The sequence below is a fragment of the Nonomuraea sp. NPDC050786 genome (assembly GCF_040654115.1).
Lineage (GTDB): Bacteria > Actinomycetota > Actinomycetes > Streptosporangiales > Streptosporangiaceae > Nonomuraea.
Genome location: NZ_JBFAHJ010000003.1, coordinates 62,597 through 88,038, shown reverse-complemented (window position 1 = coordinate 88,038; position 25,442 = coordinate 62,597). Strand labels below are relative to the sequence as shown.

General features: G+C 70.9%; 27 protein-coding genes. 8 read left to right on the top strand and 19 right to left on the bottom strand.

Annotated elements, in window-relative coordinates:
- Positions 1–3 precede the first annotated feature (3 nt).
- From AB0H84_RS07985 to AB0H84_RS07965, 5 genes are all read right to left on the bottom strand, one after another.
- Complete coding sequence (locus tag AB0H84_RS07985; RefSeq protein ID WP_357600961.1) at positions 4–717, bottom strand: sirohydrochlorin chelatase; 714 nt, start codon at positions 715–717, stop codon at positions 4–6.
- Positions 718–776: 59 nt separating this feature from the next.
- Positions 777–1,505 carry a phosphoadenylyl-sulfate reductase gene (locus tag AB0H84_RS07980; protein ID WP_357599917.1) on the bottom strand — a complete coding sequence of 243 codons (729 nt, stop codon included), beginning with the start codon at positions 1,503–1,505 and terminating at the stop codon, positions 777–779.
- On the bottom strand, positions 1,502–1,645 hold the full coding sequence (locus AB0H84_RS07975; protein ID WP_185077756.1) for an Insertion element protein: 144 nt from the start codon (positions 1,643–1,645) through the stop codon (positions 1,502–1,504). Before AB0H84_RS07975 ends, AB0H84_RS07980 begins: the two co-directional genes overlap by 4 nt.
- Positions 1,642–3,330: a nitrite/sulfite reductase gene (locus tag AB0H84_RS07970; protein ID WP_357599914.1), complete on the bottom strand. Its 1,689-nt coding sequence runs from the start codon at positions 3,328–3,330 to the stop codon at positions 1,642–1,644. Before AB0H84_RS07970 ends, AB0H84_RS07975 begins: the two co-directional genes overlap by 4 nt.
- A 109-nt stretch (positions 3,331–3,439) precedes the next feature.
- Positions 3,440–3,526, bottom strand: coding sequence for a putative leader peptide (locus AB0H84_RS07965; RefSeq protein ID WP_357600959.1), 87 nt, complete (start codon positions 3,524–3,526; stop codon positions 3,440–3,442).
- A 117-nt stretch (positions 3,527–3,643) separates the two neighbouring features.
- On the opposite strand from AB0H84_RS07965, the gene AB0H84_RS07960 reads away from it, so the two are divergent.
- Positions 3,644–4,285 (top strand): maleylpyruvate isomerase N-terminal domain-containing protein, encoded by a 642-nt coding sequence (locus AB0H84_RS07960; protein WP_357599911.1) that lies wholly within the window; start codon positions 3,644–3,646, stop codon positions 4,283–4,285.
- Positions 4,286–4,305: 20 nt separating this feature from the next.
- On the opposite strand, the gene AB0H84_RS07955 is transcribed toward AB0H84_RS07960, so the two are convergent.
- Together AB0H84_RS07955 and AB0H84_RS07950 are read right to left on the bottom strand one after the other, a co-directional pair.
- On the bottom strand, positions 4,306–4,539 hold the full coding sequence (locus AB0H84_RS07955) for a DUF397 domain-containing protein (protein WP_127935054.1): 234 nt from the start codon (positions 4,537–4,539) through the stop codon (positions 4,306–4,308).
- Positions 4,540–4,672: 133 nt separating this feature from the next.
- Entirely contained in the window at positions 4,673–5,554 is an 882-nt protein-coding gene (locus tag AB0H84_RS07950) for a helix-turn-helix transcriptional regulator (RefSeq protein WP_357599908.1), read from the bottom strand.
- Positions 5,555–5,785: 231 nt separating this feature from the next.
- On the opposite strand from AB0H84_RS07950, the gene AB0H84_RS07945 reads away from it, so the two are divergent.
- Entirely contained in the window at positions 5,786–6,157 is a 372-nt protein-coding gene (locus AB0H84_RS07945) for an ATP-binding protein (RefSeq protein WP_357599905.1), read from the top strand.
- 25 nt (positions 6,158–6,182) lie between these two features.
- Here AB0H84_RS07945 and AB0H84_RS07940 read toward each other — a convergent pair whose 3' ends face one another.
- Together AB0H84_RS07940 and rsgA are read right to left on the bottom strand one after the other, a co-directional pair.
- Positions 6,183–6,815, bottom strand: coding sequence for a phosphoribosyltransferase family protein (locus AB0H84_RS07940; protein ID WP_357599903.1), 633 nt, complete (start codon positions 6,813–6,815; stop codon positions 6,183–6,185).
- A 72-nt stretch (positions 6,816–6,887) separates the two neighbouring features.
- On the bottom strand, positions 6,888–7,985 hold the full coding sequence (gene rsgA / locus AB0H84_RS07935; RefSeq protein WP_357599900.1) for a ribosome small subunit-dependent GTPase A: 1,098 nt from the start codon (positions 7,983–7,985) through the stop codon (positions 6,888–6,890).
- 284 nt (positions 7,986–8,269) lie between these two features.
- Here rsgA and AB0H84_RS07930 point away from each other — a divergent pair, with 284 nt between their 5' ends.
- The 3 genes from AB0H84_RS07930 to AB0H84_RS07920 all read left to right on the top strand — a co-directional run bounded on the left by AB0H84_RS07930 (position 8,270) and on the right by AB0H84_RS07920 (position 10,986).
- Positions 8,270–8,833, top strand: a complete 564-nt coding sequence (locus AB0H84_RS07930; protein WP_357599898.1) for a sigma-70 family RNA polymerase sigma factor — start codon at positions 8,270–8,272, stop codon at positions 8,831–8,833.
- Positions 8,830–9,540 (top strand): zf-HC2 domain-containing protein, encoded by a 711-nt coding sequence (locus AB0H84_RS07925; protein ID WP_357599895.1) that lies wholly within the window; start codon positions 8,830–8,832, stop codon positions 9,538–9,540. The genes AB0H84_RS07930 and AB0H84_RS07925 overlap by 4 nt, the downstream gene beginning before the upstream one ends.
- A gap of 162 nt (positions 9,541–9,702) precedes the next feature.
- A complete protein-coding gene (locus tag AB0H84_RS07920; RefSeq protein ID WP_357599892.1) occupies positions 9,703–10,986 on the top strand; it encodes a CHRD domain-containing protein in 1,284 nt (427 codons plus the stop codon).
- Positions 10,987–11,258: 272 nt separating this feature from the next.
- Here AB0H84_RS07920 and glyA read toward each other — a convergent pair whose 3' ends face one another.
- The 9 genes from glyA to AB0H84_RS07875 all read right to left on the bottom strand — a co-directional run bounded on the left by glyA (position 11,259) and on the right by AB0H84_RS07875 (position 20,111).
- Entirely contained in the window at positions 11,259–12,509 is a 1,251-nt protein-coding gene (gene glyA / locus AB0H84_RS07915; RefSeq protein WP_357599889.1) for a serine hydroxymethyltransferase, read from the bottom strand.
- A 157-nt stretch (positions 12,510–12,666) separates the two neighbouring features.
- On the bottom strand, positions 12,667–14,052 hold the full coding sequence (locus AB0H84_RS07910; RefSeq protein WP_357599887.1) for a serine/threonine-protein kinase: 1,386 nt from the start codon (positions 14,050–14,052) through the stop codon (positions 12,667–12,669).
- Between the two features lie 11 nt (positions 14,053–14,063).
- Positions 14,064–14,996, bottom strand: a complete 933-nt coding sequence (locus tag AB0H84_RS07905; RefSeq protein ID WP_357599884.1) for a YihY/virulence factor BrkB family protein — start codon at positions 14,994–14,996, stop codon at positions 14,064–14,066.
- 56 nt (positions 14,997–15,052) lie between these two features.
- The gene (locus AB0H84_RS07900; protein ID WP_357599881.1) at positions 15,053–15,427 is read right to left on the bottom strand and encodes a YccF domain-containing protein; all 375 of its coding nucleotides are present in this window, start codon (positions 15,425–15,427) and stop codon (positions 15,053–15,055) included.
- A gap of 54 nt (positions 15,428–15,481) precedes the next feature.
- The gene (locus tag AB0H84_RS07895) at positions 15,482–16,246 is read right to left on the bottom strand and encodes a TIGR03084 family metal-binding protein (protein WP_357600956.1); all 765 of its coding nucleotides are present in this window, start codon (positions 16,244–16,246) and stop codon (positions 15,482–15,484) included.
- Between the two features lie 406 nt (positions 16,247–16,652).
- On the bottom strand, positions 16,653–16,964 hold the full coding sequence (locus AB0H84_RS07890) for a WhiB family transcriptional regulator (protein ID WP_080036407.1): 312 nt from the start codon (positions 16,962–16,964) through the stop codon (positions 16,653–16,655).
- A 100-nt stretch (positions 16,965–17,064) separates the two neighbouring features.
- A complete protein-coding gene (locus AB0H84_RS07885) occupies positions 17,065–17,925 on the bottom strand; it encodes a sucrase ferredoxin (RefSeq protein ID WP_357599878.1) in 861 nt (286 codons plus the stop codon).
- 113 nt (positions 17,926–18,038) lie between these two features.
- Positions 18,039–19,559, bottom strand: a complete 1,521-nt coding sequence (locus tag AB0H84_RS07880) for a glycerol-3-phosphate dehydrogenase/oxidase (RefSeq protein ID WP_357599875.1) — start codon at positions 19,557–19,559, stop codon at positions 18,039–18,041.
- A gap of 42 nt (positions 19,560–19,601) precedes the next feature.
- A complete protein-coding gene (locus AB0H84_RS07875) occupies positions 19,602–20,111 on the bottom strand; it encodes a helix-turn-helix domain-containing protein (RefSeq protein ID WP_357599873.1) in 510 nt (169 codons plus the stop codon).
- A 16-nt stretch (positions 20,112–20,127) separates the two neighbouring features.
- On the opposite strand from AB0H84_RS07875, the gene AB0H84_RS07870 reads away from it, so the two are divergent.
- Entirely contained in the window at positions 20,128–21,705 is a 1,578-nt protein-coding gene (locus AB0H84_RS07870) for an FAD-binding oxidoreductase (protein WP_357599871.1), read from the top strand.
- Positions 21,706–21,794: 89 nt separating this feature from the next.
- On the opposite strand, the gene AB0H84_RS07865 is transcribed toward AB0H84_RS07870, so the two are convergent.
- Positions 21,795–22,208 carry a hypothetical protein gene (locus tag AB0H84_RS07865; RefSeq protein ID WP_357599868.1) on the bottom strand — a complete coding sequence of 138 codons (414 nt, stop codon included), beginning with the start codon at positions 22,206–22,208 and terminating at the stop codon, positions 21,795–21,797.
- 211 nt (positions 22,209–22,419) lie between these two features.
- On the opposite strand from AB0H84_RS07865, the gene AB0H84_RS07860 reads away from it, so the two are divergent.
- Together AB0H84_RS07860 and AB0H84_RS07855 are read left to right on the top strand one after the other, a co-directional pair.
- Positions 22,420–23,826, top strand: a complete 1,407-nt coding sequence (locus AB0H84_RS07860) for a metallophosphoesterase (protein WP_357600953.1) — start codon at positions 22,420–22,422, stop codon at positions 23,824–23,826.
- Positions 23,827–23,861: 35 nt separating this feature from the next.
- The gene (locus tag AB0H84_RS07855; RefSeq protein ID WP_357599866.1) at positions 23,862–25,430 is read left to right on the top strand and encodes a bifunctional 3'-5' exonuclease/DNA polymerase; all 1,569 of its coding nucleotides are present in this window, start codon (positions 23,862–23,864) and stop codon (positions 25,428–25,430) included.
- Positions 25,431–25,442 lie beyond the last annotated feature (12 nt).

Genomic DNA, 25,442 nt, shown 5'->3' with positions numbered 1-25,442 from the left:
GCCTCAGCCGACCAGCGAGGCAGGCTGCCGCTGCCGCGTCCACTCCTGGGCCTGCGCGTAACGTTCCAGGAGCACGTCCACCAGTTCAGGCGCCGGTCCCAGCACGTCCGACACCACCGCGGCGCCCGCTTCCAGCGTGCTCCGCCGTACCTTGTCCGCGAAATAGCCGGGCGCCAGCAGGTAGGGCGCGACGGCCACCCTAGGGGCGCCCGCCCGCCTGAGCGCGGCGACCGCCTCGGCGGGGGAGGGGCCGGCGGCCGAGGCGTAGGCGGCCGACACCGTCCACCAGCCCGAACGCCGCCAGGCGCGCGCCAGGTCCGTGATCACCGCGTTGGCCCGGGCGTCGCTCGAACCCGCCGACACCAGCACCACCGCCGTGTCCGGATCGCCGGCCGGCACGCCCGCCTCGGCCAGGCGCCGCTCCAGCGCCGTCAGCAGCAGCGGGTGGGGCCCCAGGGTGGCGCCGTAGTGCACCCGCAGGCGCGGCTCGCGTGCCAGGACCTCGTTCAGCGCCGCCGGCAGGTCCACCCGGCTGTGGTAGGCCTCGGTGAGCAGCAGGGGCAGCACGACCGCCTCTTCCAGACCGCTCAGGGCCTGCGCGAGCGTGGGCGCGCAGTGATCGAGGTACGCCACGCGCACGTCAAGAGGCACCTGGTCGAGCAGCGCGGCCACGGTGGCGGCGGCGCGCGGATCTCGCGACCCGTGCGCCACCGCCACCAGTGGCACGCGGCCGGGGGCCCTCCCGCCTGCCAACGGGACAGGTCCCCTGCTGGGGATCACAGGTGAATGCCGCATTCGACCTTCCCCAGGCCCGCCCAGCGTCCGCTGCGCGGATCCTCGCCCTCCGCGACCTGCCGCGTGCAGGGCGCGCAGCCGATCGAGGGGTAGTTGTCGTAGTGCAACGGGTTGATCAGCACCCCGTTGTCGGCGATGTAGTTGTCGACGTCCTCCTGGGTCCAGGCCGCGATCGGGTTGACCTTGACCATCTGCCGCTTGGCGTCCCACTCGACGACCTTGGAGCCGGCGCGGCTGGGCGACTCGTCGCGGCGGATACCGGAGATCCACGCCAGGTACGGCTCCAGCGCCCGGTTGAGCGGCTCGACCTTGCGCAGGTAGCAGCACAGGTCGGGGTTGCGGCCGAACAGGCGGGGGCCGAGGTCGCGCTCCTGCTCCTCGACCGTCCGTGACGGCTTGATGTCGATCACGTTGACGTCATAGACCTGGCGCACCGCGTCACGCGTGCCGATCGTCTCGGCGAAGTGGTAGCCGGTGTCGATGAAGAGCACGTCCACGCCGGGCTTGACCCGGCTCACCAGGTCGATCAGCAGGGCGTCGCTCATCGAGGAGGTCAGGCACAGCCGGTCGCCGAACGTCGCCGCCGCCCAGCGGATGATCTCGCGGGCGGGGGCGCCCTCCAGGAAGGTCGCGGCGGATTCGACGATGTCCTGCAGGTCGAGGGCGCCGCGCTGCTGTCTCAGACCGACCTCGATGTCCACGAGCGTCATATCTTCACTCCGATTCCGAGAAACTTGAGCTTGAAGGCGCGGGCGCAGGCGCGGCAGTACCAGCCGCCGTCACCCTCGTACGGTTCGAGGTCCTCGTCGCCGCAGTAGGGGCAGTGGAACGGGACCGCTCGCTCGCTCATTTGAGGTCCGCCTCGTCGGCCCGCTGCACCCAGTCGGCGAACGACTCGCCCTCCTTCTTCTGGGCGTCGTAGTGCTTGACGACGCGCTCCACGTAGTCGGGCAGCGCCTTGGCGGTGGTCTTGAGGCCGCGGACCTTGCGCCCGAAGCCGGCGTTGACGCCGAGCGCGCCGCCCAGGTGGATCTGGAAGCCCTCGACCTGGTCGCCGTTCTCGTCCACCACGAGCTGGCCCTTCAGGCCGATGTCGGCGACCTGGATGCGGGCGCAGGAGTTGGGGCAGCCGTTGACGTTGATGGTCAGCGGCTCGTCGAACGTGGGCAGCCGGCGCTCGAGCTCGTCGATCAGGTCGGCGGCCGTGACCTTGGTCTCGACGATGGCCAGCTTGCAGTACTCGATGCCGGTGCAGGCCATCGTCTGGCGGCGGAACGTGGACGGCCTGACCCGCAGGTCGTTGGCCTCCAGTTCGGCCACGATCGAGTCGACCTGCTCCGGCGCGACGTCGAGGATGACCATCTTCTGCTCGACCGTCGTGCGGACCCGGCCGGAGCCGTGCCGCTCGGCGATGTCGGCGATCAGGTGCAGCTTGTCGCCGTCGAGCCGGCCCACCTTGGGCGCGAAGCCGACGTAGAAGTTGCCGTCCTTCTGCGGGAAGACGCCGACGTGGTCGCGGCGGCTGCCGCGCGGCTGCTCGGGGGCGGGCCCGTCGGGCAGCGGCGCCTTGAGGTATTCCTGCTCGAGAACCTCGCGGAACTTCTCGACTCCCCAGTCGTTGACCAGGAACTTGAGGCGGGCGCGGTGCCGCAGCCGCCGGTAGCCGTAGTCACGGAAGATCCCGACCACGCCCTCATGGACGTCGCCCACCTGCTCCGGCCGGACGAACACGCCGAGCCGCTTGGCCAGCATCGGGTTGGTCGACAGGCCGCCGCCGACCCACAGGTCGTAGCCGGCCTCGCCCCGCTCGTTCACCACGCCGACGAACGCCACGTCGTTGATCTCGTGCACCGTGCAGTGCGCCGGGCAGCCGCTCAGCGCCGACTTGAACTTCCGCGGCAGGTTGGAGTACGCCGGGTTGCCCACGACCCGCTCCTGGAGCTCGTGGATCGCCGGGGTCGCGTCGAGCACCTCGTCGGCGTCGATCCCGGCCAGCGGGCAGCCCAGGATGACGCGCGGGGTGTCGCCGCACGCCTCGGTGGTGGACAGGCCCACGGACTCCAGGCGCTCCCAGATGTCCGGCACCGACTCGATCTCGATCCAGTGCAGCTGGATGTTCTGGCGGTCGGTCACGTCGGCGGTGCCGCGGGCGTACTCGTTGGAGATGTCCGCGATCGCGCGCAGCTGGGCGAGGTCGAGCTGGCCGCCGTCGATCCGCACGCGGAGCATGAAGTAGCGGTCGTCGAGCTCCTCCGGCTCCAGGACGGCGGTCTTGCCGCCGTCGATGCCGGGCTTGCGCTGGGTGTAGAGGCCGTACCAGCGCATGCGGCCACGCAGGTCGGCCGGGTCGATCGAGTCGAAGCCCCGCTTGGAGTAGATGTCGATGATGCGCTGTCGGACGTTGAGGCCGTCGTCGTTCTTCTTGTTCTCTTCGTTCTTGTTGAGCGGCTCACGGTAACCGAGAGCCCACTGACCTTCGCCGCGCGGGCGTTTGTGGTGCCGGCTGGCAGGTGTGCGGCTGGCAGGGGTGCTCATTGCGCGTCCTTCGGTTCTTGGGCGCGCGCAGGCTTCCTCCTGCCTCGTCATCGAGGGCAGGGGTGGAGAGGAGGGGTGCGACGCGCTCAGCGGTGAAAAAAGGATGGGGTTACATGCGGGCGTCGCAACAGATGGCACTGCGGACACGCTGGAGGTCGACGTGGCGTCGACCGACGAGCATGGGGTCCGCTGGCATACCTAAGAAGATACTCGGGCCGTCCCGTATGTCCAAGACGGGGTCCAGAGTGTGGGACTGTCCAGAGCCGCGGCGCGGCGTGTCTCCTCGCCTCCGGCCGCCGGTAGAGTGCCGGGCATGTCCGAAACCGCGCCGCTCCCCGTGACCGCCGAAGACCTCGACGAGGCCGTACGGCTGGCCGTCGCCACCCTGCGGCAGGTGCCCGACAGCGCCTGGGACGGCAGGGCCGGATCGCTGGAGTGGACGTGCTGGGAGACGGTCGAGCACCTCGCGGACGACCTGTTCGCCTACGCCGCCCAGCTCGGGCTCAGGACGCCACCGCTGGACACCTACCTCCCGTTCGTCCTCGAACGCCGCAGGCCGGAAGGCCCCGGGAACACCATCCAGGCCGAGCGCGAGGCCGGTCCCACCGGGCTGCTGCAGGTGCTGGAGGCGTGCGGCGCGCTGCTGGTCGCGATGGTACGCACGACGCCGCCGCAGGTTCTGGCGCACCACGGCTTCGGCGCGGCCGACGCGGAGGGCTCGGCCGCGATGGGCATCGTGGAGACGCTCGTGCACACCTATGACCTGGCCGAGGGCCTTGGTCTCGCCTGGGCTCCACCGGCGGGCATGTGCGCGCGGGTGCTGGCCCGGCTGTTCCCCGACGCCCCGCGCGACGCGGATCCGTGGACGGCCCTGCTCTGGGCCACCGGGCGCGCCGAGCTTCCCGGCCGCCCGCGCCTCACCAAGTGGCGCTGGTACAGCGCGCCGCGGCCGTAGGGGTCACGGCCGCGCGCGCCTCAGACGATCAGGTCGTCGAACTCGCCGTCCTTGGCCCCGAGGACGAACGCGGTGATCTCCGCCTGCGTGTAGACCAGTGCGGGACCTTCGGGAAAACGTGAATTGCGCATGGCTATCTCCCCTGTGGGCAAGTTCGCGACTTCGACGCAGTTGCCGTTGGGGTTGCTCCGCTTGCTCTTGCGCCAGACGACGGGAAGGCGACCGGCGGGCGTTCCGTTCCGGAACTCATGCATGGGGGCAGCTCCTCGCGATCTTACGGATGCACGTGCATCCGCGTTTGCGAGGAGACAATACGGTAACGCGTGGATCTCCATATAGCGGATGGCCAAAAATCCCTGTATGGGGTGGCTCACAGGAAACGGCGGCTCATCGGGAAAGCAGGCTTTCCAGGAAGCGCCTGGTCTCCTTCGGCTCCTCGGCCTGGATGCTGAGCCGGTCCATGACCTCCATGTAGTGGTCGGAGTCGGCGGGCTTGTCCAGATAGAGGGCGCTGGTGAGCTGCTCCATGTAGACGACGTCGGGCAGCTCGGGCTCGGGGAAGCGCAGGATGCTGAACGGCCCGCCCGCCGCCGCGTGGCCGCCGCGGTCGAACGGCATGATCTGGACGGTGACGTTGCGCTCCGCGGTGAGGTCGAGGAGATGGGCGATCTGCCCGCGCATGATCTCGGGGCCGCCCAGCGTGCGGCGCACGACGGCCTCGTCGATCACGGCCCAGACCGTGAGCCCGCTCTCCAGCCGCTTCTGTCTCGTGGTGCGCACCGCCACGCGCCGGTCGAGCTCGGCCTTCGGGGCCCTCTCGTGGGCCAGCTCGATGACCGCCCTGGCATAGGCGGGCGTCTGGAGCAGGCCGGGCACGAACTGGTTCTCGTACGTGCGCATGCTGGAGGCGGCGCCCTCGAGCCCGATGTAGACCTCGAACCAGGACGGCAGCACGTCGCTGTACTTGTGCCACCAGCCCGGGGCGTTGGCCTGCTTGGCCAGCGCGAGCAGCGGGTCGCGCTCGGCGGGGTCGGTGACGCCGTACAGGGTGAGCAGGTCGGCCACGTCCCGCTGCTTGAAGCTCACCTGACCGAGCTCCAGCCGGCTGATCTTCGCGTGAGATGCGCGAATCGAATATCCCGCGTCCTCGCGCGAGATACCCTTCTCCGTGCGGAGCCTGCGCAGTTGTGTTCCGAGCAGGATCCGCAGCACCGTCGGGCTTCCCGGCGAATGGCTGAGAAGTTTTCCCTCCGCGCGCTCTGCGGTCACCGCAACGCTCCTAGATCATCTGCACGTGCAGATGCGATCCGCATCCGTAAACGACGAAAAGTCTTGCATCGGTAAGCACTCCCCGTAAAGATGGGCATTGGATCACCAGACCGCGCTTCGGGGGCCAGAATGACGACTTTCGACGCTCGGCCGCAAGCCGCCATCGGTTCCCGGCCACCAGGATGGCTCTTCTCCATCCTCGTGGAGGGGCGTGCTTGGGAGTGCGATGCGGTGTTTCCCTTCCATCAGCGCGTCGCGCTGGAGCCGGCCTGCGTGGCGACGGCCCGGCGGTTCGTCGATCAGACACTGGCCGCGTGGGGCGCGCTCGGGCTGGCCTTCGACGCTCAGCTCGTGGTGTCGGAGCTGGTGACCAACGCGATGCGGCACGGCGGCGGGGCAGCGCAGCTCCGGCTCCTGTCGCACGGGGCCGAGCTGGCGTGCGTGGTGACCGACCACAGCCGCACGGTGCCGGTGGCGACGGCGCCCGACGTGTTCTCGGAGTTCGGGCGGGGGCTGCGGCTGGTGGACGCCCTCTGCACCGCCTGGGGCTGGCTCTCCCCGGACGACGCCCGCAAGCTGGTCTGGGCCGTGCTCGCCGGCTGAGTGGCCGCGCGGGGCGCCGCCTCGCTCATCTCCTCGCCTTGTCCAGGAGTCCGAGTACGTCGGCGTCGCTCAGCTGGTCGAAGTGCTCGTACCACTGGCCGACCGCCCTGAAGTCGACCGGCGTGCGCAGCACGACCACCTCGTCGGCCTCCCGCCGCAGGGAGCTGACGGTCTCGCGGGCCCCCACCGGAACGGCCAGCGTCACCTTGGCGGGCTCGGCCGTGCGCACCGCCCTGAGCGCGGCCCGTGCGGTGCCGCCGGTGGCCAGGCCGTCGTCCACCACGATCACCTCTCGCCCTTCGAGCGGGGGCAGCGGCCGGTCGCCCCGGTAGGCGTGCACCCTGCGGGCCAGCTCGCGCCGCTCCCTCTCGACCACGTCCACGACGGACTCGGGCGTCATGCCCAGGCGGCGCAGCAGCGTGTGGTCGAACACCGGCTCACCGCCCTCGGCTATCGCACCCACGCCCAGCTCCGGGGTGGGCGGATAGCCGATCTTCCTGGTCACGAGGACCTCGAGGGGCACGTCGAGCCGGCGCGCGATGGGCTCGGCCACCGCGACACCACCGCGGGGCAGGGCGAGCACGACGGGGTCGTGCGCGTCCCGCAGCCGCTCGGCGAGCAACTCCCCTGCCTCGGCCCGGTCTCGGAAGCGCTCCATGACCTGTGACTACCCGCTCACACGCGCTCCTCGCCTCTTCACCTCACCGCGCCGCCGGCCGGGCGGAGGGCGTCAGGGGCGGTTGCGGCCCGAGCGGCGCATCTCCTTGGTGATGAGCTTCCACCGGCTCTGCTGCTCCTTGCGCAGCCGCGCGTCCGTGCGGGAAGCCATCCACGCCGCCTCCCGCTGCAGCTTGCGCCAGCTCTCCAGCCGCCGCTCCGGCAGTTCCCCGCTCTCCAGGGCGGCCAGCACCGCGCACCCGGGCTCGCTGGAGTGCCCGCAGTCGGCGAAGCGGCACCGCGACGCCAGCGCCTCGATGTCGGAGAAGACCAGGTCGACCCCGTCGCCGATGTCGTAGAGGCCGATGCGCCGGATCCCGGGCGTGTCGATGATCAGCCCGCCCCCGGGCAGCGGGATGAGCTCCCGGTGCACCGTGGTGTGCCGGCCGCGCCCGTCGGCGGCGCGTACCTGCTGGGTCTCCATGACCTGGTCGCCGGCGAGCGCGTTGACCAGGGTGGACTTGCCGGCGCCCGACGGGCCGAGGATGACGGCCGTACGGGAGCCGCCGAGGTAGTCGGCGACCAGCGGCACCCCGTCCCCGTGCAGGGACGAGACCGCGTGCACGTCGACCCCCGGCGCGGCCACCCGGACGTCGGCGAGGAGGTCGTCGAGGCCGTTCTCGAACAGGTCGGACTTGGTGACGAGCACGACGGGCGTGCCGCCGGACTCCCAGGCCAGCGCGACCAGGCGCTCGATGCGGCCGAGGTCGGCGAAGTCCGTGGAGTGCATGGACGGCTCGGCCACGAAGACGATGTCGACGTTAGCGGCGAGCACCTGACCCTGGCCGTCGCCCGACAGGCCGCCCACCGAGTCGCGGCTCACGCCGCCCCTGATGAACGCGGTCGTTCGCGGCAGAACCTCGTCGAGCTCGTAGCGGCCCTCGGGCAGCCACCGGAGCGCGGCCCAGTCGCCGACGCAGGGCAGCGCGACGGGGTCGGCGGCCGACGCCCTGCGGACGCGGGCGCCGTACTTGACGTGATGCTGACCGTCCGCCGCGATCACCTCGGCGGCGCCGCGGTCGACGCGGGCCACGCGGGCGGGGACGGTGTCAGCGGGAAGCTCGGCGGCGCGCAGGTCGGTCCAGCCGAGCAGGGAAAGATCGTAAGACAACGGAGTGAAACCCTTTGGTCGAGAAGGAGCCGGGCGGCTCAGCTGAGCCCCCGGAGATGAGTGGACGGCACGGTGAACGGGACGACCCGCATGGTCCTCACCTCCTCGATCAGTTTCGGGAGCGACTCTACGCACCCTGTCCTCGAGGACGCAATGAGATTAAGTATCGCGATCTGTTGAACCGTGCCAGGGCGCCTGGCCGTACCACCTGCCGACGGACACGAGAAAGGGGAATGATGCACACCAGCACGTATCCCCCGCCCTCGGCCGAGGGAGCCGCCCCCATGGGCAAAGCGCGCTTTCGCCACTGGATCCGCCGCGTGCGGCCGGATGACGGGGTGCCGAATGACGAGGCGGCGGTGTCCGCGCTCTACCGGGAATATCACAGGCCGCTCCTGGCCTTCGTGATCAGGTTGACGGCGGGCGATCGGCAGTGGGCGGAAGACGTCGTGCAGGAGACCATGATCCGGGCCTGGCGCAGTGCGGAGCAGCTCGATCCCGAGTCGGTCTCGCTGATGCCCTGGCTGGCGACGGTCGCCCGACGTATCGTGATCGATGACCGGCGGCGCCGGGACGCCCGCCCTCAGGAGTCGGGCGACGGGCCGCTGGAGAGCCTGTCCGTGCCTGACGAGATGGAGGGACTGCTGCACCAGGTGGTCGTGTCAGAGGCGCTGAAGGCGTTGTCACCGGCTCATCGCGAGATCCTCAACGAGACGATCCTGCGGGACCGGTCCGTGAACGACGCCGCCGAGGCTCTCGGCATCCCGGTCGGCACCGTGAAATCCCGGGTCTACTACGCCGTCCGCGCGCTGCGGATCGCACTGGAGGAGAGGGGGGTGACGGCGTGACTTCGAGAGTCGAGCACACGGACGTGGGCGCGTACGCGCTCGGCCTGCTGGAGGAGGACGACAGGCAGGCCTTCGAGGCCCACCTCCTCGGCTGCGCCCCCTGCCGCTCCGAGCTGTCCGATCTGTCCGGCATGGCGAGCGTGCTGAGCGGGATCGGCCCGGTTGAGGAGTACGACGTGCCGTCCCCCGAGCCGGTGATCGACCTGCTCCAGCGCAAGAAGGCGGCCGACCGGCGGACGCGCAGGGGGACGTTCGTGATCGGGATGGCGGCGGCGGTCACGCTGGTGGCCGGCGGGCTGACGGTCGGCACGCAGCTCAACGGGGAGGCCGCGCCGCAGATCGCGCAGGGCCACGCCAACCATATGGGGCCCGCCGAGCAGTTCTACGCCGACGGCGTCCCCGTCGAGGGGAAGGGCGTCGACGGGGTGACCGGCGGGCTGGTGGTCGAGTCCAAGGCCTGGGGCACGCACGCGGCGCTCAAGCTGGCCGGGGTGAAAGGGCCGCTCGAGTGCGAGCTGGTCTCGGTCGGCAAGTCGGGCGAGCGGCGGGTCATGACCGGGTGGTCCGTACCTCCAGCCGGGTACGGAGTGCCGGGTTCGCCCGATCCGCTCTACATGCACGGCGGCAGCGCGACGCCGCTGAAGGACATCGACCACTTCGAGGTGGTCACCTCGACAGGTAAGAAGCTGCTCACCGTCAACGTCTGACCGTCAGGCGTGCCAAGCCCTCCCGCCGCTGGTGGGAGGGCTTTTTCGCACCTCCGCCCTTATGTGTAAATTTACGGATTCCTGGGTTGAACCTCCGCGGGTCGGGGCCGCGTACTGCCTGCCGTACCGACCGGAATATCAAACCGTTTAAGAGGTTTAGCCATGTTCGTCCGAAAGTTCGGGATTCCCGGCACCCTGCTCGCCGCCGCCCTGTTCGCCGCTCCCGCGCCCGCCCACGCCTCCGGTGACGACGTCTATCTCGCGGCGGGCCTGCGCGGCGCGAACGAGGTGGGGGTCAAGGGTGACGCCGACGGCCGCTCGACGGTCGTGCTCAGGATCAGCGGGAACGAGGTCACGTACGCGATCCGCTGGAACAGGATCCACCCGCCCACCGCCGGCCACGTCCACCTGGGCGCCAAGGGCGCCAACGGCGACGTCAAGCTCGAGTTCTTCACCAAGCCGCTGCCCGCGACCGTGCTCGGCGTCACCGGCACCGTCAAGGCCGACAACGAGCTCGTCAGGTCGCTCATCGACAACCCCGGCGGCTTCTACGCCAACCTGCACGACGCCGAGCACCCCAAGGGCGCCGTACGCGGCCAGTTCCACCGGCTGAACAGGGCGATCGACCTCAACGGCGTCCTGCAGGGCAGCAACCAGGCCACGCTCTCCGCCCGCGCCGACGGGGCGCAGGAGGTGCCGGCGAACGACGGCAAGCAGCGCGGCGACCAGGACGGCCAGGCCGTCTGGTGGCTGCGGCCGAACGGCTCGTCCCTCGCCTACACCGCCTTCTGGTCGGGCCTCGGCCAGGTGACCAACGGCCACCTGCACAAGGGCGTGACCGGCAGGAACGGCCCGGTGGTGGCCGACCTGTTCGCGGGCGCCCTGCCCGAGAACGTGACGGGCGTCGCGGGGGAGACGCCGCTCGCCGCCGCAGTGGTCAAGCGCATCGCCGCGCACCCCGACCGCTACTACGCGAACCTGCACACGCTCGACTTCGACGGCGGTGCCGTACGCGGCCAGCTGTCCGACCGGCCGTTCACCCACCCGCGCGCGCTCACCGCCGAGGTGCTGCGCGGCGCGCAGCTCTACTCCTGCACGGCACAGCCGCCGGGCGGGTACGCCTTCACCCAGCTCGGCGTGTCGGCCAAGCTGCGGCGCGGGATCGACCACTCCTTCGTGACGCCCGCCGCCGGCCCGCCGCAGTGGGTCGCTCCAGACGGCAGCGCGGTACGCGGCTCGGTCGTCACCAAGACGCCCAACGGCGACGGCAACATCCCCGAGCTCGTGCTCGACGCCACCCAGGCGGGCAAGGAGAGCGGGCTGCTCGCGCACGCCACGCAGATCCTGCGCCTCAACACCACGGGCGGCGTCGCCCCGACCGGCTCCTGCTCGCCGGGCTCGGAGGCCAAGGTCCCGTACGAGGCCGACTACCTCTTCCTCGGCTGAGCCTTCCGGCCCGTCCGCTCGCGCGAACGCCCCGCCGCACCTGGAGTTGATGTGGCGGGGCGTTCGTGTGTCCGGAGCACGCGTGGGCGGCGTTCCCGTGGGTCCGGAGCTGGTGTGGCGGGGCGTTCTCGTGCGTCCGGAGCCCGTGCGGGGCGGCGTTTCCCTTGCCCCCGGCCACGTGACGGCGGCCGACTCTGGCGCGGGTCAAGCGGGCGTCACCCTGGAGGCCGTGAGCCCCCGCCACGGGTGGCGCCCACTCGGCACCAGGAGACCTACAGGCCCGGGGCCGGGAACTGGGCCGTGAGCTCGCTGACCTCGCGGTGGACCCGAGCGATGACGTCCTCGGCGTCGCCCTTGGCGAGGGCGCTGACGACCTCGTCCATCCAGGCGCCGATCTGCCGCATCTCCGCCTCGCCCATGCCGCGAGAGGTGACGGACGGCGTGCCGATGCGGATGCCGGACGGGTCGAAGGGCTTGCGCGGGTCGAACGGGACCGTGTTGTAGTTGGTCTCCAGACCGGCCCGGTCGAGCGCCTTGGCGGCGGGCTTGCCCGCGACCCCCTTGGAGGTCAGGTCGATGAGGATCAGGTGGTTGTCGGTGCCGCCGGAGACCAGGTCGAAGCCGCGGCTGTTGAGCTCTTCGGCCAGCGCCTTGGCGTTGGCGACCACCTGGTGGGCGTAGGCCTTGAACTCGGGCTGCGCGGCCTCGTGCAGCGCCACCGCGATAGCGGCGGTGGTGTGGTTGTGCGGGCCGCCCTGCAGGCCGGGGAAGACGGCCTTGTTGAGCGCGGTGGCCTTCTCGTCGTCGTCGGCCATGAGCATCGCGCCCCGGGGCCCGCGCAGCGTCTTGTGCGTGGTGGTGGAGATGACGTCGGCGTGGCCGGCGGGCGAGGGGTGGGCGCCACCCGCGACCAGGCCCGCGATGTGGGCGATGTCGGCCGCCAGGATCGCGCCGACCTCGCGGGCGATCTCGGCGAAGGCGGGGAAGTCGATGGTGCGCGGGATCGCGGTGCCGCCGCAGAAGATCACCTTGGGCCGGTGCTCCAGGGCGAGCTCGCGCACCTGGTCCATGTCGACGCGGCCGGTCTCCTTGCGCACGTTGTAGGAGACGGGCTTGAACCACTTGCCGGTGATCGACACGGGCGAGCCGTGGGTCAGGTGGCCGCCGGAGGGCAGGTTCATGCCCATGAAGGTGTCGCCCGGCTGCATGAAGGCCAGGTAGATGGCGAGGTTGGCGGGCGAGCCGGAGTAGGGCTGGACGTTGGCGTGGTTGACGCCGAACAGCGACTTGGCCCGCTCGATGGCCAGGACCTCGATCTGGTCGATGACCTGCTGGCCCTCGTAGTAACGCTTGTTCGCGTAGCCTTCGGAGTACTTGTTCGTCAGGACGGTGCCGGTGGCCTCCAGCACGGCCTTGGACACGTAGTTCTCTGACGGGATGAGCTTGACGGTGTCGGCCTGGCGCCGCTCCTCCGCTTTGACGAGCTCGGCGATCTGCGGGTCGACGCTAGCGAGAGAACTCATGACTCTCCTGTCATCGTTGACGATGTGCGAAGACCCAGGCGCACGGCCTCCGCTCCTTTCGCTCCCTGGTGGTCGATCCCACCCAATGCGCCAGTCGCGTCTCGTCCTAGACGATAGCGGATGTGCCAGCGGCCCGTTCCCCCGCTGAGCAGCCGTGTCACGACGAGGAGACGGCGACGTTCCTGATGACGCCGAGCAGCACGAGATCGACGTCGACCCGGTCGACGTCCTGCGGCACGCCCTCGAAGATCGCGTACATCCGGATCTGGTCGCCCCCGTCGAACGGCGCGGCCGGCAGGTTGGTGCACTGACAGGCACCGTTCTTCCATGCGGGGTAGATGGGCTTGCCCACACCGGGCGGGATGAGGTTCACCCGTGACACGGTGAAGTCGAGGGCGGCGCCGCCGAACTTGTTGTAGACGGGCGCGTTCTTGTTGCCGGTGTTCTTGACCGTCCACTGCAGGCGAACCGTGTCGCCCTGCCGGGTCAGGGAGTCGACCTGGACGCTCATCGTGCTGCCGCCGGACTCGACCGTGGCGCGCGCGGACGGCGTGCCCGCCTCGTACGCGGAGGACTCCCACGGTCGCACCACGGCGAGCGTGGCGGCGGCACCGAGCACCGCGGCCAGCACCCCCACGACGACGGGCAGCCACAAGCTCCGCTTCACCGGCTTCGCAGGAGGGGACGCGGCGGGCGCGGGGACGACCGGGGTCCAGGTGTCGGAGACCACTTTGGTGGCCGCGGCCACCGCCACCTCGGTGCGGCCGAGCAGCCGGTCCATGAGCTGCTGCGCGGTCGGCCGCCGGGCCGGGTCCTTGTCCAGCGCCCGCTCCACCAGCGGCCGGATCCCCTCGTCGAGGCCGTCCAGCACGGGCGCGTGGTTGATCACCCGGTAGACCACCTCCGCGACCCCGCCGGTGCCGAACGGCGGCCGGCCCGTGCCCGCGTACGCCACCAGCGCGCCCCACGAGAAGATGTCACTGGCCGGCGTCACCTGCTCGCCCTTGGCCTGCTCGGGCGACATGTAGGCAGGCGTGCCCATGGTCTGCGCGACCGTGGGGAGCCCGCCCGCGGCGTCGGCGAGCTGGGCGATGCCGAAGTCGATGACCCGCGGCCCGACCGGGCTGAGCAGCACGTTCGACGGCTTGAGATCGCGGTGGACGACCCCGGCCTGGTGGATGGCGGCCAGCGCGGTCGCCACCCCGACGGCGAGCGCCTCCAGGTTCGAGCCGGACAGCGGCGCCACCTTGACCACGGCGGACAGATCGGGACCCTCGACATATTCGGTGACGAGGTACGCGGTGCCGCCGTCGAACCCGGCGTCCAGCACGGGCGCGGTGCAGAACCGCGCGACCCGCCTGGCGGCCTCGGCCTCCTTGCCGAACCTCCGCCTGAACTCCTCGCGCGCGGCCAGCTCGGGCCGCATCGTCTTGAGCGCGACCCGCCGGCCCGCGCCGTCGTGCGCGAGGTGGACGAAGCCCATGCCGCCCTCGCCGAGCTTGCGCACGAGCGTGTAGGGCCCGACTCTCTGCTGCACCTCCATGTCGGGCAAATCTATTTGGTACGGCTCACACCCGGCCAGAGCCGGTCGACTTCGGCGTTCAGGATCGCCCCGATGAGCACGGCCAGCGCGGTGATGTAGAGCCAGAGCAGCAGGGCGATGGGCGCGGCCAGCGAGCCGTAGACGGAGACGGGGGAGAACCACGCGGCCAGCACGGCCCGCAGCACCGCGGCGCACGCGATCCACAGGATCAGCGCCAGGATCGCGCCGGGCAGCTCCCGGTACCACTTGGTCCGCACCGGCACGCTGACGTGGTAGAGCACGGTCAGGAAGAGCACCGAGCCGATGATCACGACCGGCCAGTAGAGGATGTCGATGAGGACGCCGTACTGGCCCGGCAGGGCATCCTTGAGCAGGGTCGGGCCGATGACCAGGATCGGCATGACGATGATGCCGATGATCAGGCCGATGATGTAGAGGCCGAAGGACATCAGCCTGGTGCGGATGATGCCGCGCTCCTCGCCCAGCCCGTAGGCCACGGAGATGAGGTCCACGTACACGTAGAGCGCCCTGGAGCCGGACCAGAGCGACAGCAGGAAGCCCAGCGAGATGATCGACACCTTGCCCGCGTCGTCGCTGAGCACGTCGGTGATGAGGGGGTTGATCACCTTGTTGACGGCCTCGTCGGTGAAGAGCAGCCCCGCCTGCTGGATCACCCACGTCTTGACCTGCCCGACCACGGTGGAGCCCAGCCAGGTGCCGAGCTTGGCCAGCACGCCGATCAGGCCCAGCACGAACGGCGGCAGCGACAGCAGCGCGAAGAACGCCGCCTCACCCGCCAGGCCGGTCACCCGGTAGGCGACGCCGGCGTTCGTGGCCGCGCGGACGATCGCCCACGACTTGGTGTCGAGCACCCAGCTCAGCCGAGCGCGGGCGTTGGAGACGAGTCCCCTTTTCGGCCGGGAAGGCGCATCGGTGGACGTCATGGCACCCAACGGTATTCGCAGTGACTCTTCGGCACAGCTTACGTCGGGGAACTGCCCTAGTCGTTATCGACGATGCGCGCACCCAGCGGGAGCAGGGAGACCGGGACGAGTTTGAGGTTCGCGACGCCCATCGGGATGCCGATGATCGACAGGAAGAGCGGGATCGAGGTGACGACGTGACCGATGGCCAGCCAGATGCCGGCGACCACGCACCAGATGATGTTGCCGATCAAGGAGAACGCGCCCGCGTGCGGATCGCGCACCACGGTCCTGCCGAAGGGCCAGAGCGCGTACGCGGCGATCCTGAACGACGCGATGCCGAACGGGATCGTGACGATCAGGATGCAGCAGATGATCCCGGCCACCGCGTATCCGATGGCCAGCCAGAGCCCCGCGAAGACCAGCCAGATGACGTTCAGGATTGTGCGCATGTTCACAGCATGTCACCGGGTGCGTGGCAGGCGTCATCCGGCAACTCCCTGACTTCACCCTGACCTGGGCTCCCTGCCCTTCCCAGGGGGCCCGGCGAACGCCTGGGCGATCTCCATCCAGGCCCGCGCGGGCCCGCCCGTCAGCTCGAGCGCGGTGTCGGACAGGTGGACGCGCTGGGTGACGGCCAGGCAGAAGTCGAGGATCGGGCCGCGTACGGCGCTGTCCGCGTCGTCCGGCCCCGCCGTCCACAGGGTCCCGTCGGGCATGGTCAGCTCGGCGCGTACGGGCTCGGCGGGCACGGGAAGGCCGCGTACGGCGAAGCTGTAGGGGCGGGCGCGGAATCCCATCATGGCCACGTGCCGCAGCCGGGCCGTGGGCTCCCTGACGACGCCGAGGGCGTCGGCCACGTCCTGGCCGTGCGCCCACGTCTCCATCAGCCGCGCGGTCACGAACGACGCGGCCGACATCGCGGGCCCGAACCACGGCACCCGTTCGCGGGCGTCTAGTGTGGCGAAGACCTCCAAACTCCGGGAGCGCGCCGCTCGGAACCACTCGCGCAGCTCGCCCGGCGACATCCCGCGGGACTCGAGGGCGACGTCGTCCACGGACCGGAAGTCCTTCAGCGACGCCTCATAAGCGTCAGGGTCGGTGGCCGCCAGCACGGCGGCGCCGTCGAACCAGGCCAGATGGCTCACCTGGTCGCGGATCGCCCACCCCTCGGCGGGCGTGGGCCGCTCCCAGTCCTCGTCCCGCAGGGGCTGGAGCAGCGCTTCGAAGGACGCGGTCTCGGCACGCAGATCGTCGAGCAACTCGGCCATGAGGTCCACGCGCGCCAGCGTAACCCGAACAACGTTCTAGGAGAATAATGCAGGCGTGATCTGCGAAAGCTGCAAGGAGAAACGTCACGAGGACTGCCGTGGCGGCTCCTGGTGCGACTGCCAGCACCAGACGGACGCGCGCAGAGAGCCGGACGAGGCAGAGGTAGAGGTAGAGACAGAGAAGCCGGAGCCGACGGTGAACTGGCTCCGGCAGGGTTGACTGCCGCTCGGACGCTCGTAGTGCAGGAGACGAGCGTCCGGGCTCGCGGTTTCCGGGGTGAGGATGTGACGCCTGATCACGCAGTTGCCCCGACCGGGTTCGCCAGAGCCTGGACATGGAGGGCCAGGCTCTGGTTCATCGGGACAACTGCTTGATCACGCGATGATGGTGACGCTGCCGGGTGTGTCAGGCGGCGGAGATGCCGGCGCTGGCCGCGCGGCGCATGCGACGACGACGCTCGGAGGCGCGCTCGTCTTCGTTGAGACCGCCCCACGTGCCGTACTTCTCGGGCCGGGACAGCGCGTAGTCAAGGCACTCGTTGCGGACGGGGCACTGGGCGCAGATCGCCTTGGCCTTCCGCTCACGTACGTCACGCTCGGGCTGCCGCTCCCCGTCGGGGCCGAAGAAGAGCACGAGGTCCTCACCCCGGCACGCGGCATCATCCTGCCAACCCCAGCTGGGGCGCGGGCGGGCGAGCTGCCGACGTACCTGAGACATGAGAAAACCACCTTCGTGAGAGGTATTTCGGTAATTGAGCCGCATTGGACGCTTTTGGCGTCACTGTTCCAACGCAAGGTAGGGCCGCGATGTTCCCTGTTCAGGCAAGAGCGGGCGTGGCGTACCGCACAGGCGCGAGCCTGTCCAGCGAAACCAGCCGGTAGGTGGTGATCGTCTCGGCGCAAGCCGTACCACACGGCGCTGTGAACGCCGATGGCTCAACCACAACCTGGAGCCGGACGTCGCCGCAGCGCACGATGGCTTCGGTGACGTCGCCGTCCGACCTGGAGGATTCCACGGCCACCGCGCCGACGGCGCACTCTCCCGTATGGGCTCGGGCGAAGTGCTCCACGGCTTGCAATGGCTCAGGGATGCCTGCGCGTCCCCGGTAGCGGTCGAGGATGACCTCGCCCGACCGGTACGCGTTAGCCGCTGCCAGTGCAGCAGCCTGAGACATGCTGCCGTAGAAAATTCCGTGTGGCAAGCACACGAGGTTGGCGGCGTAGCGATCGCCGCCAACGTGTGACGTTTCCCACACTCTGTCCGGCAGCGAATCGGCCAGTGACCGAGCGAGGGGTAGTCCAATGCGGGCGCAGCACGCATTGCGCTTGGCGTGCGTGCAGACCAGAAATACCGGCTCGACTTCAAGTATGCAGGACTCCGGGACCACTCCCGCCACGAACGAGTCCAGGTCAAGATCGTCAGGACCTGCGACGACACCGCTCGCCAACCAGGGGCGCTCTCCAACCGCGTACGCCAATAGCACACGGATGCCCTGCTCTCCCGGGCGGGTCCGCTTGCCCGGGCGGCGGATCAACTGGGGCCTGATACCGCGTTCGAGCGCCCGGCGGACGAGTTCTGAGATTTTTTCAGGAAGTTCGAAGCTTTCCAGGTGTGACGGCCAGGCGCCGGTGTACTCGACGAGCAGCCAGAGCCTGGCCCCCACGGTGGCGCTCGCCAAAGTGGGAACCCGTCCGGTGTGGCACCCCGTCGGATGCTCGCAGCCCCGCGCCAACGCCCGCATCTCCCTCCGCGATCCGAATTAGGTAAGACTAACCTAACGGATCGGAGGGGTCAGAGGCGGCCCATCCGGTCCAGAGCCGCCCGTGCCGCCGCCAGTGCGCGCTCCCGGTCCTGCTCGACCAGGCCGATCCTGGTCCTCCTGTCCAGCAGGTCGCCTTCGTCGAGCGCGCCCTCGTGCCTGACCGACCAGATCAGCTCGCCCTCGGTGACGCCGAGCCCGACCTCCTCCGGATGCGCCTTGACGAGCTCGTGCACGGCCTCGGCCTCGCTGCCGTACCGCTCGGCCAGCCGGTGGGGCACTCCCGACGGCCGCGGTCCGGCCCCGACGAGCGGGATCTTCCTCGTACGGCACCGTCCGGCCGGCAGCTTCGCGGACGAGACCGCTCGATCCACCGCGTCCTCCGCCATGCGCCGATATGTCGTCAGCTTGCCCCCGACGACCGTGACGACCCCGTCATGCGACAGGACCGCGTGCCTGCGGGAGATGTCCGCCGTGCGCCCGTCGGTGCGCCCGTCGGTGCGCCCGTCGCCCGCCAGGAGGGGCCTGAGGCCCGCGTACGCGCCCGCGACCGCCTCTCTGGTCACCGGAGTCTCAAGAACGCCGTTCAGCACCTCCAGGAGCGTTCTGACGTCCTCCTCGGGCGCTTCGGGAACGTCGGGCACCGGCCCGTCCACCGGCTCGTCCGTGAGGCCGACGTGGACGCGGCCGTCGCGCTGGGGGAGTACGAGCGCGAATCGGCTGGTCTCTCCAGGAATGGGCACGTGCATGCCGGCGATCAGCCCGGGGAGCGTGCCGGGCGCCAGCACGAGGTGGGTGCCGCGGGACGGCCGGAGCTTCACCTCGGGGTCCAGCGTGCCCGCCCACACCCCGGTCGCGTTGATCACCGTCGTGGCGCGGACGTCGAACTCCTCGCCGGTCAGCTCGTCGCGTACCAGCGCGCCCCGCTCCGTCAGCCGCAGCGCGCGGCAGCGGGTCAGCACGCGGGCGCCGTGCGCGGCGGCCGTCCGCGCGACGGCCACCACCAGGCGGGCGTCGTCGAGCAGCCGGCCGTCCCACGACAGCAGCGCGCCGCGCAGGCCGTCGCCGTCGAGCACGGGCGCCAGCGTGCGGGCGCGGGCCGCGCTGAGCCGCGTGGGCCCCGGCAGCAGCCGGCGCGGCGTGCGCGCGGCGGCCCGCAGGCTGTCGCCGAGCCGGTAGCCGCTCATCACCAGCGCCGCCTGTTGCCGCGAGACCGCCTTGGTGAGCGGCAGCAGGTACGGGTGCGCCGCGACCAGGTGCGGAGCCGTCGTGCGGAGCAGGATGCCGCGCTCGACCGCGCTCTCGTAGGCCACGTCCACCTGCCCCTTGGCCAGGTAGCGCAGGCCGCCGTGGATCATCTTGGAGCTCCACCTGGACGTCCCGAAAGCCAGGTCGTGCGCGTCGATCGCCGCTACGCTCAACCCACGGGACGCGGCGTCGAGCGCGGCGCCCGCGCCGGTCGCGCCGAGCCCCACCACCAGCACGTCCAGCCGTTCCTCCGCGACCTGGCGGAGCTCACGGGAGCGTCTGCGGGCGTTCAGCGAGCTGTCCAAAGTGCGCCTCCACGCGAGCTGTCCGACGTGCCTTCACCCGGGCTACCCAAGGTAGGCCTCCAGCATGGCGGCGAGCTCGTCGTCGAGCTCGTCGAGGGTCACGGGGTCGAGCATCGTGGGCGCCGACAGCAGGAACGACTGCGCCACCAGCAGCACCGCCCGCGCCTTGCGCGCATCGCCGACCGCCCGCTCCAGGACGCCGAGCGCGGCCTCCTGGCTGGCGCCCCGCCGGTCGATCAGGTACTGCACGAGCAGCTCGGGATCGGCCTCCACGATCTTCCGCCACAACGGGTGCGCGCGCAGCCCGCGGACCCCGGCGACGACCGCGCGCACCGGGTCGGACAGGTCGAGCCCCTCGACCACCCGTACCCACTCCCTGGTCATCAGCTCCGCGACCAGCGTGCGCACGTCGGGCCAGCGGCGGTAGATCGTCATCCGCGACACCCCGGCCCTGCGTGCCACGTCCGTGAGCGTCGTCCTCCGCACCCCGTACGCCAGCAAGCAGTCGCGCGCCGCGTCCAGCACGCCGTCATTGTGACGATTCGACGTCATATGTCACAGTGTAACCATGAGTGGAGAACCGATGCTGTGGTCCGGCTGGGGCGACCCCGCCAAGGCGCGCGAGCTGCCCGAGCAGGTTCGCCGGCTGCTGCGCGACTTCCTCGGCGTGCGCGCGCCCGACACTCCCGCCGTGGCCCTGGAGTCGGTGCGCCTGCCGCCGGTGGCCCTGTCCGGGTCGCTGCTCGGCGCGCTGGCCGGGATCGTCGGCCCCGCGCACGTGCTGACCTCCCACGAGGCCCGCGTCCGCCACACCCGCGGCAAGTCCACCCCCGACCTGCTGCGGATGCGCACGGGGGACGGCTCCGACGCCCCCGACGCGGTGGTGCTGCCCGGCTCGCACGACGAGGTGGCCGAGCTGCTGCGGGTCTGCTCCGCCGAGCGCGTCGCCGTGGTGCCCTTCGGCGGCGGCACCTCGGTGGTGGGCGGGCTGGCGGCCGCCCGCTCCGGCTTCGCCGGGGTGATCGCGCTCGACCTGGGGCGGCTCGACCGGCTGCGCGCGGTGGACCTGGAGTCGCTCGTGGCCACGTTCGAGCCGGGCGTACGGGCGCCCGAGGCCGAGCGGCTGCTCGCCGGACACGGCCTGACGCTGGGGCACTTCCCCCAGTCCTTCGAGTACGCCACCCTCGGCGGCTTCGCCGCGGCCCGCTCCAGCGGCCAGGCCTCGGCCGGGTACGGGCGCTTCGACGACATGGTCGTCGGCCTCACGGTGGCCACGCCGTCCGGCACCCTGGACCTCGGGCGCGCCCCCAAGTCGGCGGCCGGCCCCGATCTGCGGCAGCTCGTGCTCGGCTCCGAGGGCGCCTTCGGCGTGATCACGTCGCTCAGGCTGCGCGTGCGGCGGGCTCCCGCCGAGCGCCGGTACGAAGGATGGCGGTTCGGGACGTTCGCGGAGGGATCGGCGGCCGTGCGCGCGCTCGCCCAGGAAGGACCGCTCCCCACCGTGCTGCGGCTGTCGGACGAGACCGAGACCATGATCGGCCTGGCCGAGCCGGAGGCGATCGGCTCCGGCGGCTCGGGCTGCCTGCTGATCGCGGGCTACGAAGGCGCTTTTGTGGCGGAGCGGCAGGCGGCGGCCTCGGCCGTCCTGGAGCGGGCGGGCGGCGAGCCCCTGGGCGCGGAGCCGGGCGAGGCGTGGGAGCACGGCCGCTACTCCGCCCCTTACCTGCGTGACTCGCTGCTCGCCGCCGGGGCCACGGTCGAGACGCTGGAGACCGCCGGGTTCTGGGCGAACCTGCCGCGGCTCTACGACGCGGTCCGGACGGCCCTGGCGGGCGCGCTCGGCTCCCCGCTGGTCATGTGTCACATCTCCCACGTGTACGAGACCGGCGCGTCGCTCTACTTCACCGTCGTCACCGCGCAGGAGGGCGACCCCGTGGCGCAGTGGGAGCGGGCCAAGGCGGCGGCGAACGCGGCCGTCGTCGAGGCGGGGGGCACGATCACGCACCACCACGGGGTCGGGCGCGACCACCGGGACGCCTACGCGGCCGAGCTGGGGCCCGTGGGGGTGAGCGTGCTGCAGGCGGTCAAGCGCGAGCTCGACCCGGCCGGGATTCTCAACCCCGGCGTCCTCGTCCCGCCTGCTTGACGGCCACCCGCGCTCCTGCGCACCACGGCCGAGGTCCTTTCGAGAGGTCGGGTGAGGGTGGTGGAGGACGCCTGTGACGGCGCGCGGGGTCAGGTGTCCTCGGGCGGGGAGATCCGGTCGGCCTCCGCCATCGTGGCCGCGGCCTCGCTGTAGCGGTGCAGGGCCTCGTACACCTCGGCCAGGCGCATCAGCGAGGTCACCAGCGGCGCGCCGCCCATCGCGCGGGTGAGCGCCGCCGCCTCCTGCGCCATCGGCAGCGCCTCCACGGCCCGGCCCCGCTTCAGCAGCAGCCTCGCGGTCAAGCGGAGGCTGCGCGCCAGCAGCACCGTGTGCTCCGGGAACTCCGTGGCGAGCGCCCTGCTGCGCGCCACCGCCTCCCGGGCCCTGCGCAGCGCCACGCCGCCCCACCGGGAGCCGGTCTGCGCATATGCCAGCAGACCCTCAATAGCCTCCGCGTCGGAGGTGCCTCTTCGGGTCGCGTCGTCCGGGCTGTTACGGGTCATGGGAGCCTCCCCACGGCGGTCCCAACCGCTTGCTTGGGGGGTGAGGCTACACCATTGCGAACCTTCTGTGTTCCTTGCGGTACGGAGCGTTCAGGGTGCGGGAGGTGAAGATCGCGGTATAGATGATGACATGGTGGAAGTCGCGGCTGAACGCGGAAAGCATCTTTCGTCACGGGTGTCGGAGCGGGGCGCGGGGTGGGCCTGTACGCAGGTGGGGACGTTCGCGCAGCTCAGACCCAATGATCAGGGATTTACCTGGTTGAATGTGGCGACCTTGTGGCGTTCGCGCAACGACATCCTCGCCGCGTTGTTCGGGGATCCGTCGGGTCAGGTTCGGGCGCGGTGGGTGGCGGCTCAGGAAGCGCGCGGGATTGACCCGGAATTTCGCATCAAGCTATCCGTTGGGCGAAATTTCAGTTTCCTTCTGCTCGGTGATACAGGAGAGGGAGATGCGTCGCAGTACGCCGTTGTTCCGGGGATGCTGAAACTGGGGGAGGACACGGCATTCGCCGTCATAGCCAGTGATGTGATCTATCCGACCGGATCGGGAAACGAGTACTGCGACAAGTTCTTCCGTCCGTACAAGGACTATGACGCCCCGATCTACGCCGTCCCCGGCAACCACGACTGGTACGACGGGCTCGGCGGCTTCATGCGGGTCTTCTGCGACGCGCCGCCCCTCAAGCCGAAGCCCGACCGGGGGCTGCGCGGGCTGCTGTGGCGCAAGCCGGAGACGATCGACGAGGAGCGGCTGGCCAAGGCGCGCGAGCTCAGGGGCCAGCCATCCCAGCAGGCCGCGCAGCCGGCGCCGTACTGGGCGATCGAGACCGACAGCCTGCTGATCGTCGGCGTCGACACCGGCATCAGGAACGTCATAGACAAGGGGCAGACCGCGTGGCTGCGGCGCGTCTCGCTCGATCCGCGGCCGAAGATCCTCGTGACGGGCAAGCCCATCTACACCGGCAACGCCTACAAGCCGTCGCCGCTGGAGGAAGGCGGCACGATCGACGACATCGTGCGCGACCCGGCACACCGGTACGTCGCGGCCATCGGCGGAGACGTGCATAACTACCAGCGCTATCCGGTCAAGGTGGGCGACCGGGTGATCCAGTACATCGTGTCCGGCGGCGGCGGCGCGTTCATGCACGCCACGCACACCATCGGCAGGGTCGACGTCGCGGGCGTGGACGAGGACGAGTTCAAGTGCTACCCGCTGCGCGGCGACTCGCTCTCCTTCTACAGCCAGCTGTACGCGCGCCGCCTGCGGATGAAGTGGATCTACCTCACGCCCTCCGAGGCCCTGTGCATCATGTCGGATCAGATCAAGAACCGGCCGGTCCGGGCTCCCGAGGGGCCGGTGACGATCACCCGCAGGATGCGGTGGGCGGCGCGGCTGCTCGGGGCCTGGCCGTGGCCCTTCAGGCTGCCGGTGGACAAGGTGTTCCACCGCTACCTGTCGGAGCTGTCCGACTGGGACACACCGCCGTTCTTCAAGCAGTTCCTGCACGTCTCGGTCACCCCTGAGGAGCTGAACCTGCGCTGCTTCGCCGCCACCGGGTGCCTGGAGCAGGAGCTCGATCCGCCGCTCGAGGACGAGGTGCGCATCGCTCTGTCGTAGCTTTTTTGTCTGCGGCGTTTGGCACCCTTGACCACGTGTATGTCGTGGTCGCCGGAGAGACGGTGCTTCCGGTCGGCGGCTCGGCACGCCGTACCGCCGACCTGGCGGGGGCCGTGCGCGAGCTGGAGGCGGCCGAGCGCCCGCGGTGGGTGTGGGCCGATGCCCGGGAGGTCTATCCCGGCCTGCTGAGCGCGGGCGTGCGGGTCTCCCGCTGCCATGACCTCGCGCTCACCGAAGGGCTGCTGCTCGCGTACGAGGGCCGCTACGGCGAGCCCCGCTCGGCGCGGGCCGCCCACGCCAGGCTGCACGGGCTGCCGGTGCCCGAGGACCAGCCGAGCGCGCCCGACACGCTGTTCGCGCCCGAGCCGCTCGCGGCCGAGGCGGTGGCCGAGGTGCTGGCCGACCAGCTGCGGCGGATCGAGGCGCTGCCGGAGCCCGGCAGGTTCAGGCTGCTGGTGGCGGCCGAGTCGGCCGGGGCGCTCATCGCGGCCGAGATGTCGTACGACGGCATGCCCTGGCGGCGCGACGTGCACGACGCGCTGCTGACCGACCTCCTGGGGCCGCGGCCCGTGCACGGCATGCGGCCGGCCAAGCTGCAGGCACTGGCCGACGAGGTGGCCGCGGCCTTCGGCCATCCGGTCAATCCGGACTCGGTGCAGCAGCTCGTCAAGGCGTTCAAGGGGGCCGGGGTGGCGCTGAAGACCACCCGGTCGTGGGAGCTCAAGCAGATCGACCACCCCGCCGTGGCGCCGCTGCTGGCCTACAAGGAGCTGGCCCGCCTGTTCAGCTTCCACGGGTGGGTGTGGGCCGACCAGTGGGTGCGGGGCGGCCGGTTCCGGCCCGAGTACGTGGTGGGCGGCGTCGTGTCCGGGCGGTGGGCGACCAGCGGCGGCGGGGCGCTGCAGATCCCGAAGGTGATGCGGCGGGTGGTGGTGGCCGACGACGGGTGGGTGCTGATCGTCGCCGACGCCGCCCAGCTCGAACCGCGGGTGCTCGCCGCGATGGCCGGCGACGTGGGGCTGGCCAGGGCCGCGGGGGAGATCGACCTCTATTCGGCGCTGGCGCAGTCGTTCGGGGGCGAGCGGGCCAACGCCAAGATCGCCATGCTCTCCGCCATGTACGGCGGCACCAGCGGCGACGCGCCCAAGCTGCTGGCGGTGATGCGGCAGCGCTTCCCCAAGGCGTACCAGTTCGTGGAGGACGCGGCCAAGGCGGGGGAGGAGGGGCGGCTGGTGCGCTCGTGGCTCGGGCGCACCAGCCCGCCTCCCTCGTCCCGCTGGAAGGAGCTCGTGTCGGGGCCCGAGGGCGCCCGCGCGGCCCGCGACCGTGGGCGGTTCACGCGCAACTTCGTGGTGCAGGGCACCGCGGCCGAGTGGGCCCTGGCGCTGATGGCGGTGCTGCGCGGGCTGCTGCCCGAGCCGGCCCGGCTGGTGTTCTTCCAGCACGACGAGGTGATGGTGCACTGCCCGATCGCGCAGGCCGAGGAGGTGATCGCCGCCGTCGCGGCGGCCGCCTCGGAGGCCACCCGGCTGCTGTTCGGGGCGACGCCGGTGCGCTTCCCGATGGAGGCCGTGGCGGTCTCGTCGTACGCCGACGCCAAGTGACGGGTGTGGGCG

Excerpts from the sequence above, each read along its gene's own strand:
- AB0H84_RS07980 (WP_357599917.1), bottom strand. The coding sequence starts at position 1,505 with ATGACGCTCGTGGACATCGAGGTCGGTCTGAGACAGCAGCGCGGCGCC.
- AB0H84_RS07975 (WP_185077756.1), bottom strand. The coding sequence starts at position 1,645 with ATGAGCGAGCGAGCGGTCCCGTTCCACTGCCCCTACTGCGGCGACGAG.
- AB0H84_RS07970 (WP_357599914.1), bottom strand. The coding sequence starts at position 3,330 with ATGAGCACCCCTGCCAGCCGCACACCTGCCAGCCGGCACCACAAACGC.
- AB0H84_RS07965 (WP_357600959.1), bottom strand. The coding sequence starts at position 3,526 with ATGCCAGCGGACCCCATGCTCGTCGGTCGACGCCACGTCGACCTCCAG.
- AB0H84_RS07960 (WP_357599911.1), top strand. The coding sequence starts at position 3,644 with ATGTCCGAAACCGCGCCGCTCCCCGTGACCGCCGAAGACCTCGACGAG.
- AB0H84_RS07955 (WP_127935054.1), bottom strand. The coding sequence starts at position 4,539 with ATGCATGAGTTCCGGAACGGAACGCCCGCCGGTCGCCTTCCCGTCGTC.
- AB0H84_RS07940 (WP_357599903.1), bottom strand. The coding sequence starts at position 6,815 with ATGGAGCGCTTCCGAGACCGGGCCGAGGCAGGGGAGTTGCTCGCCGAG.
- AB0H84_RS07930 (WP_357599898.1), top strand. The coding sequence starts at position 8,270 with ATGGGCAAAGCGCGCTTTCGCCACTGGATCCGCCGCGTGCGGCCGGAT.
- AB0H84_RS07920 (WP_357599892.1), top strand. The coding sequence starts at position 9,703 with ATGTTCGTCCGAAAGTTCGGGATTCCCGGCACCCTGCTCGCCGCCGCC.
- glyA (WP_357599889.1), bottom strand. The coding sequence starts at position 12,509 with ATGAGTTCTCTCGCTAGCGTCGACCCGCAGATCGCCGAGCTCGTCAAA.
- AB0H84_RS07910 (WP_357599887.1), bottom strand. The coding sequence starts at position 14,052 with ATGGAGGTGCAGCAGAGAGTCGGGCCCTACACGCTCGTGCGCAAGCTC.
- AB0H84_RS07905 (WP_357599884.1), bottom strand. The coding sequence starts at position 14,996 with ATGACGTCCACCGATGCGCCTTCCCGGCCGAAAAGGGGACTCGTCTCC.
- AB0H84_RS07900 (WP_357599881.1), bottom strand. The coding sequence starts at position 15,427 with ATGCGCACAATCCTGAACGTCATCTGGCTGGTCTTCGCGGGGCTCTGG.
- AB0H84_RS07895 (WP_357600956.1), bottom strand. The coding sequence starts at position 16,246 with ATGGCCGAGTTGCTCGACGATCTGCGTGCCGAGACCGCGTCCTTCGAA.
- AB0H84_RS07890 (WP_080036407.1), bottom strand. The coding sequence starts at position 16,964 with ATGTCTCAGGTACGTCGGCAGCTCGCCCGCCCGCGCCCCAGCTGGGGT.
- AB0H84_RS07875 (WP_357599873.1), bottom strand. The coding sequence starts at position 20,111 with ATGACGTCGAATCGTCACAATGACGGCGTGCTGGACGCGGCGCGCGAC.
- AB0H84_RS07870 (WP_357599871.1), top strand. The coding sequence starts at position 20,128 with ATGAGTGGAGAACCGATGCTGTGGTCCGGCTGGGGCGACCCCGCCAAG.
- AB0H84_RS07865 (WP_357599868.1), bottom strand. The coding sequence starts at position 22,208 with ATGACCCGTAACAGCCCGGACGACGCGACCCGAAGAGGCACCTCCGAC.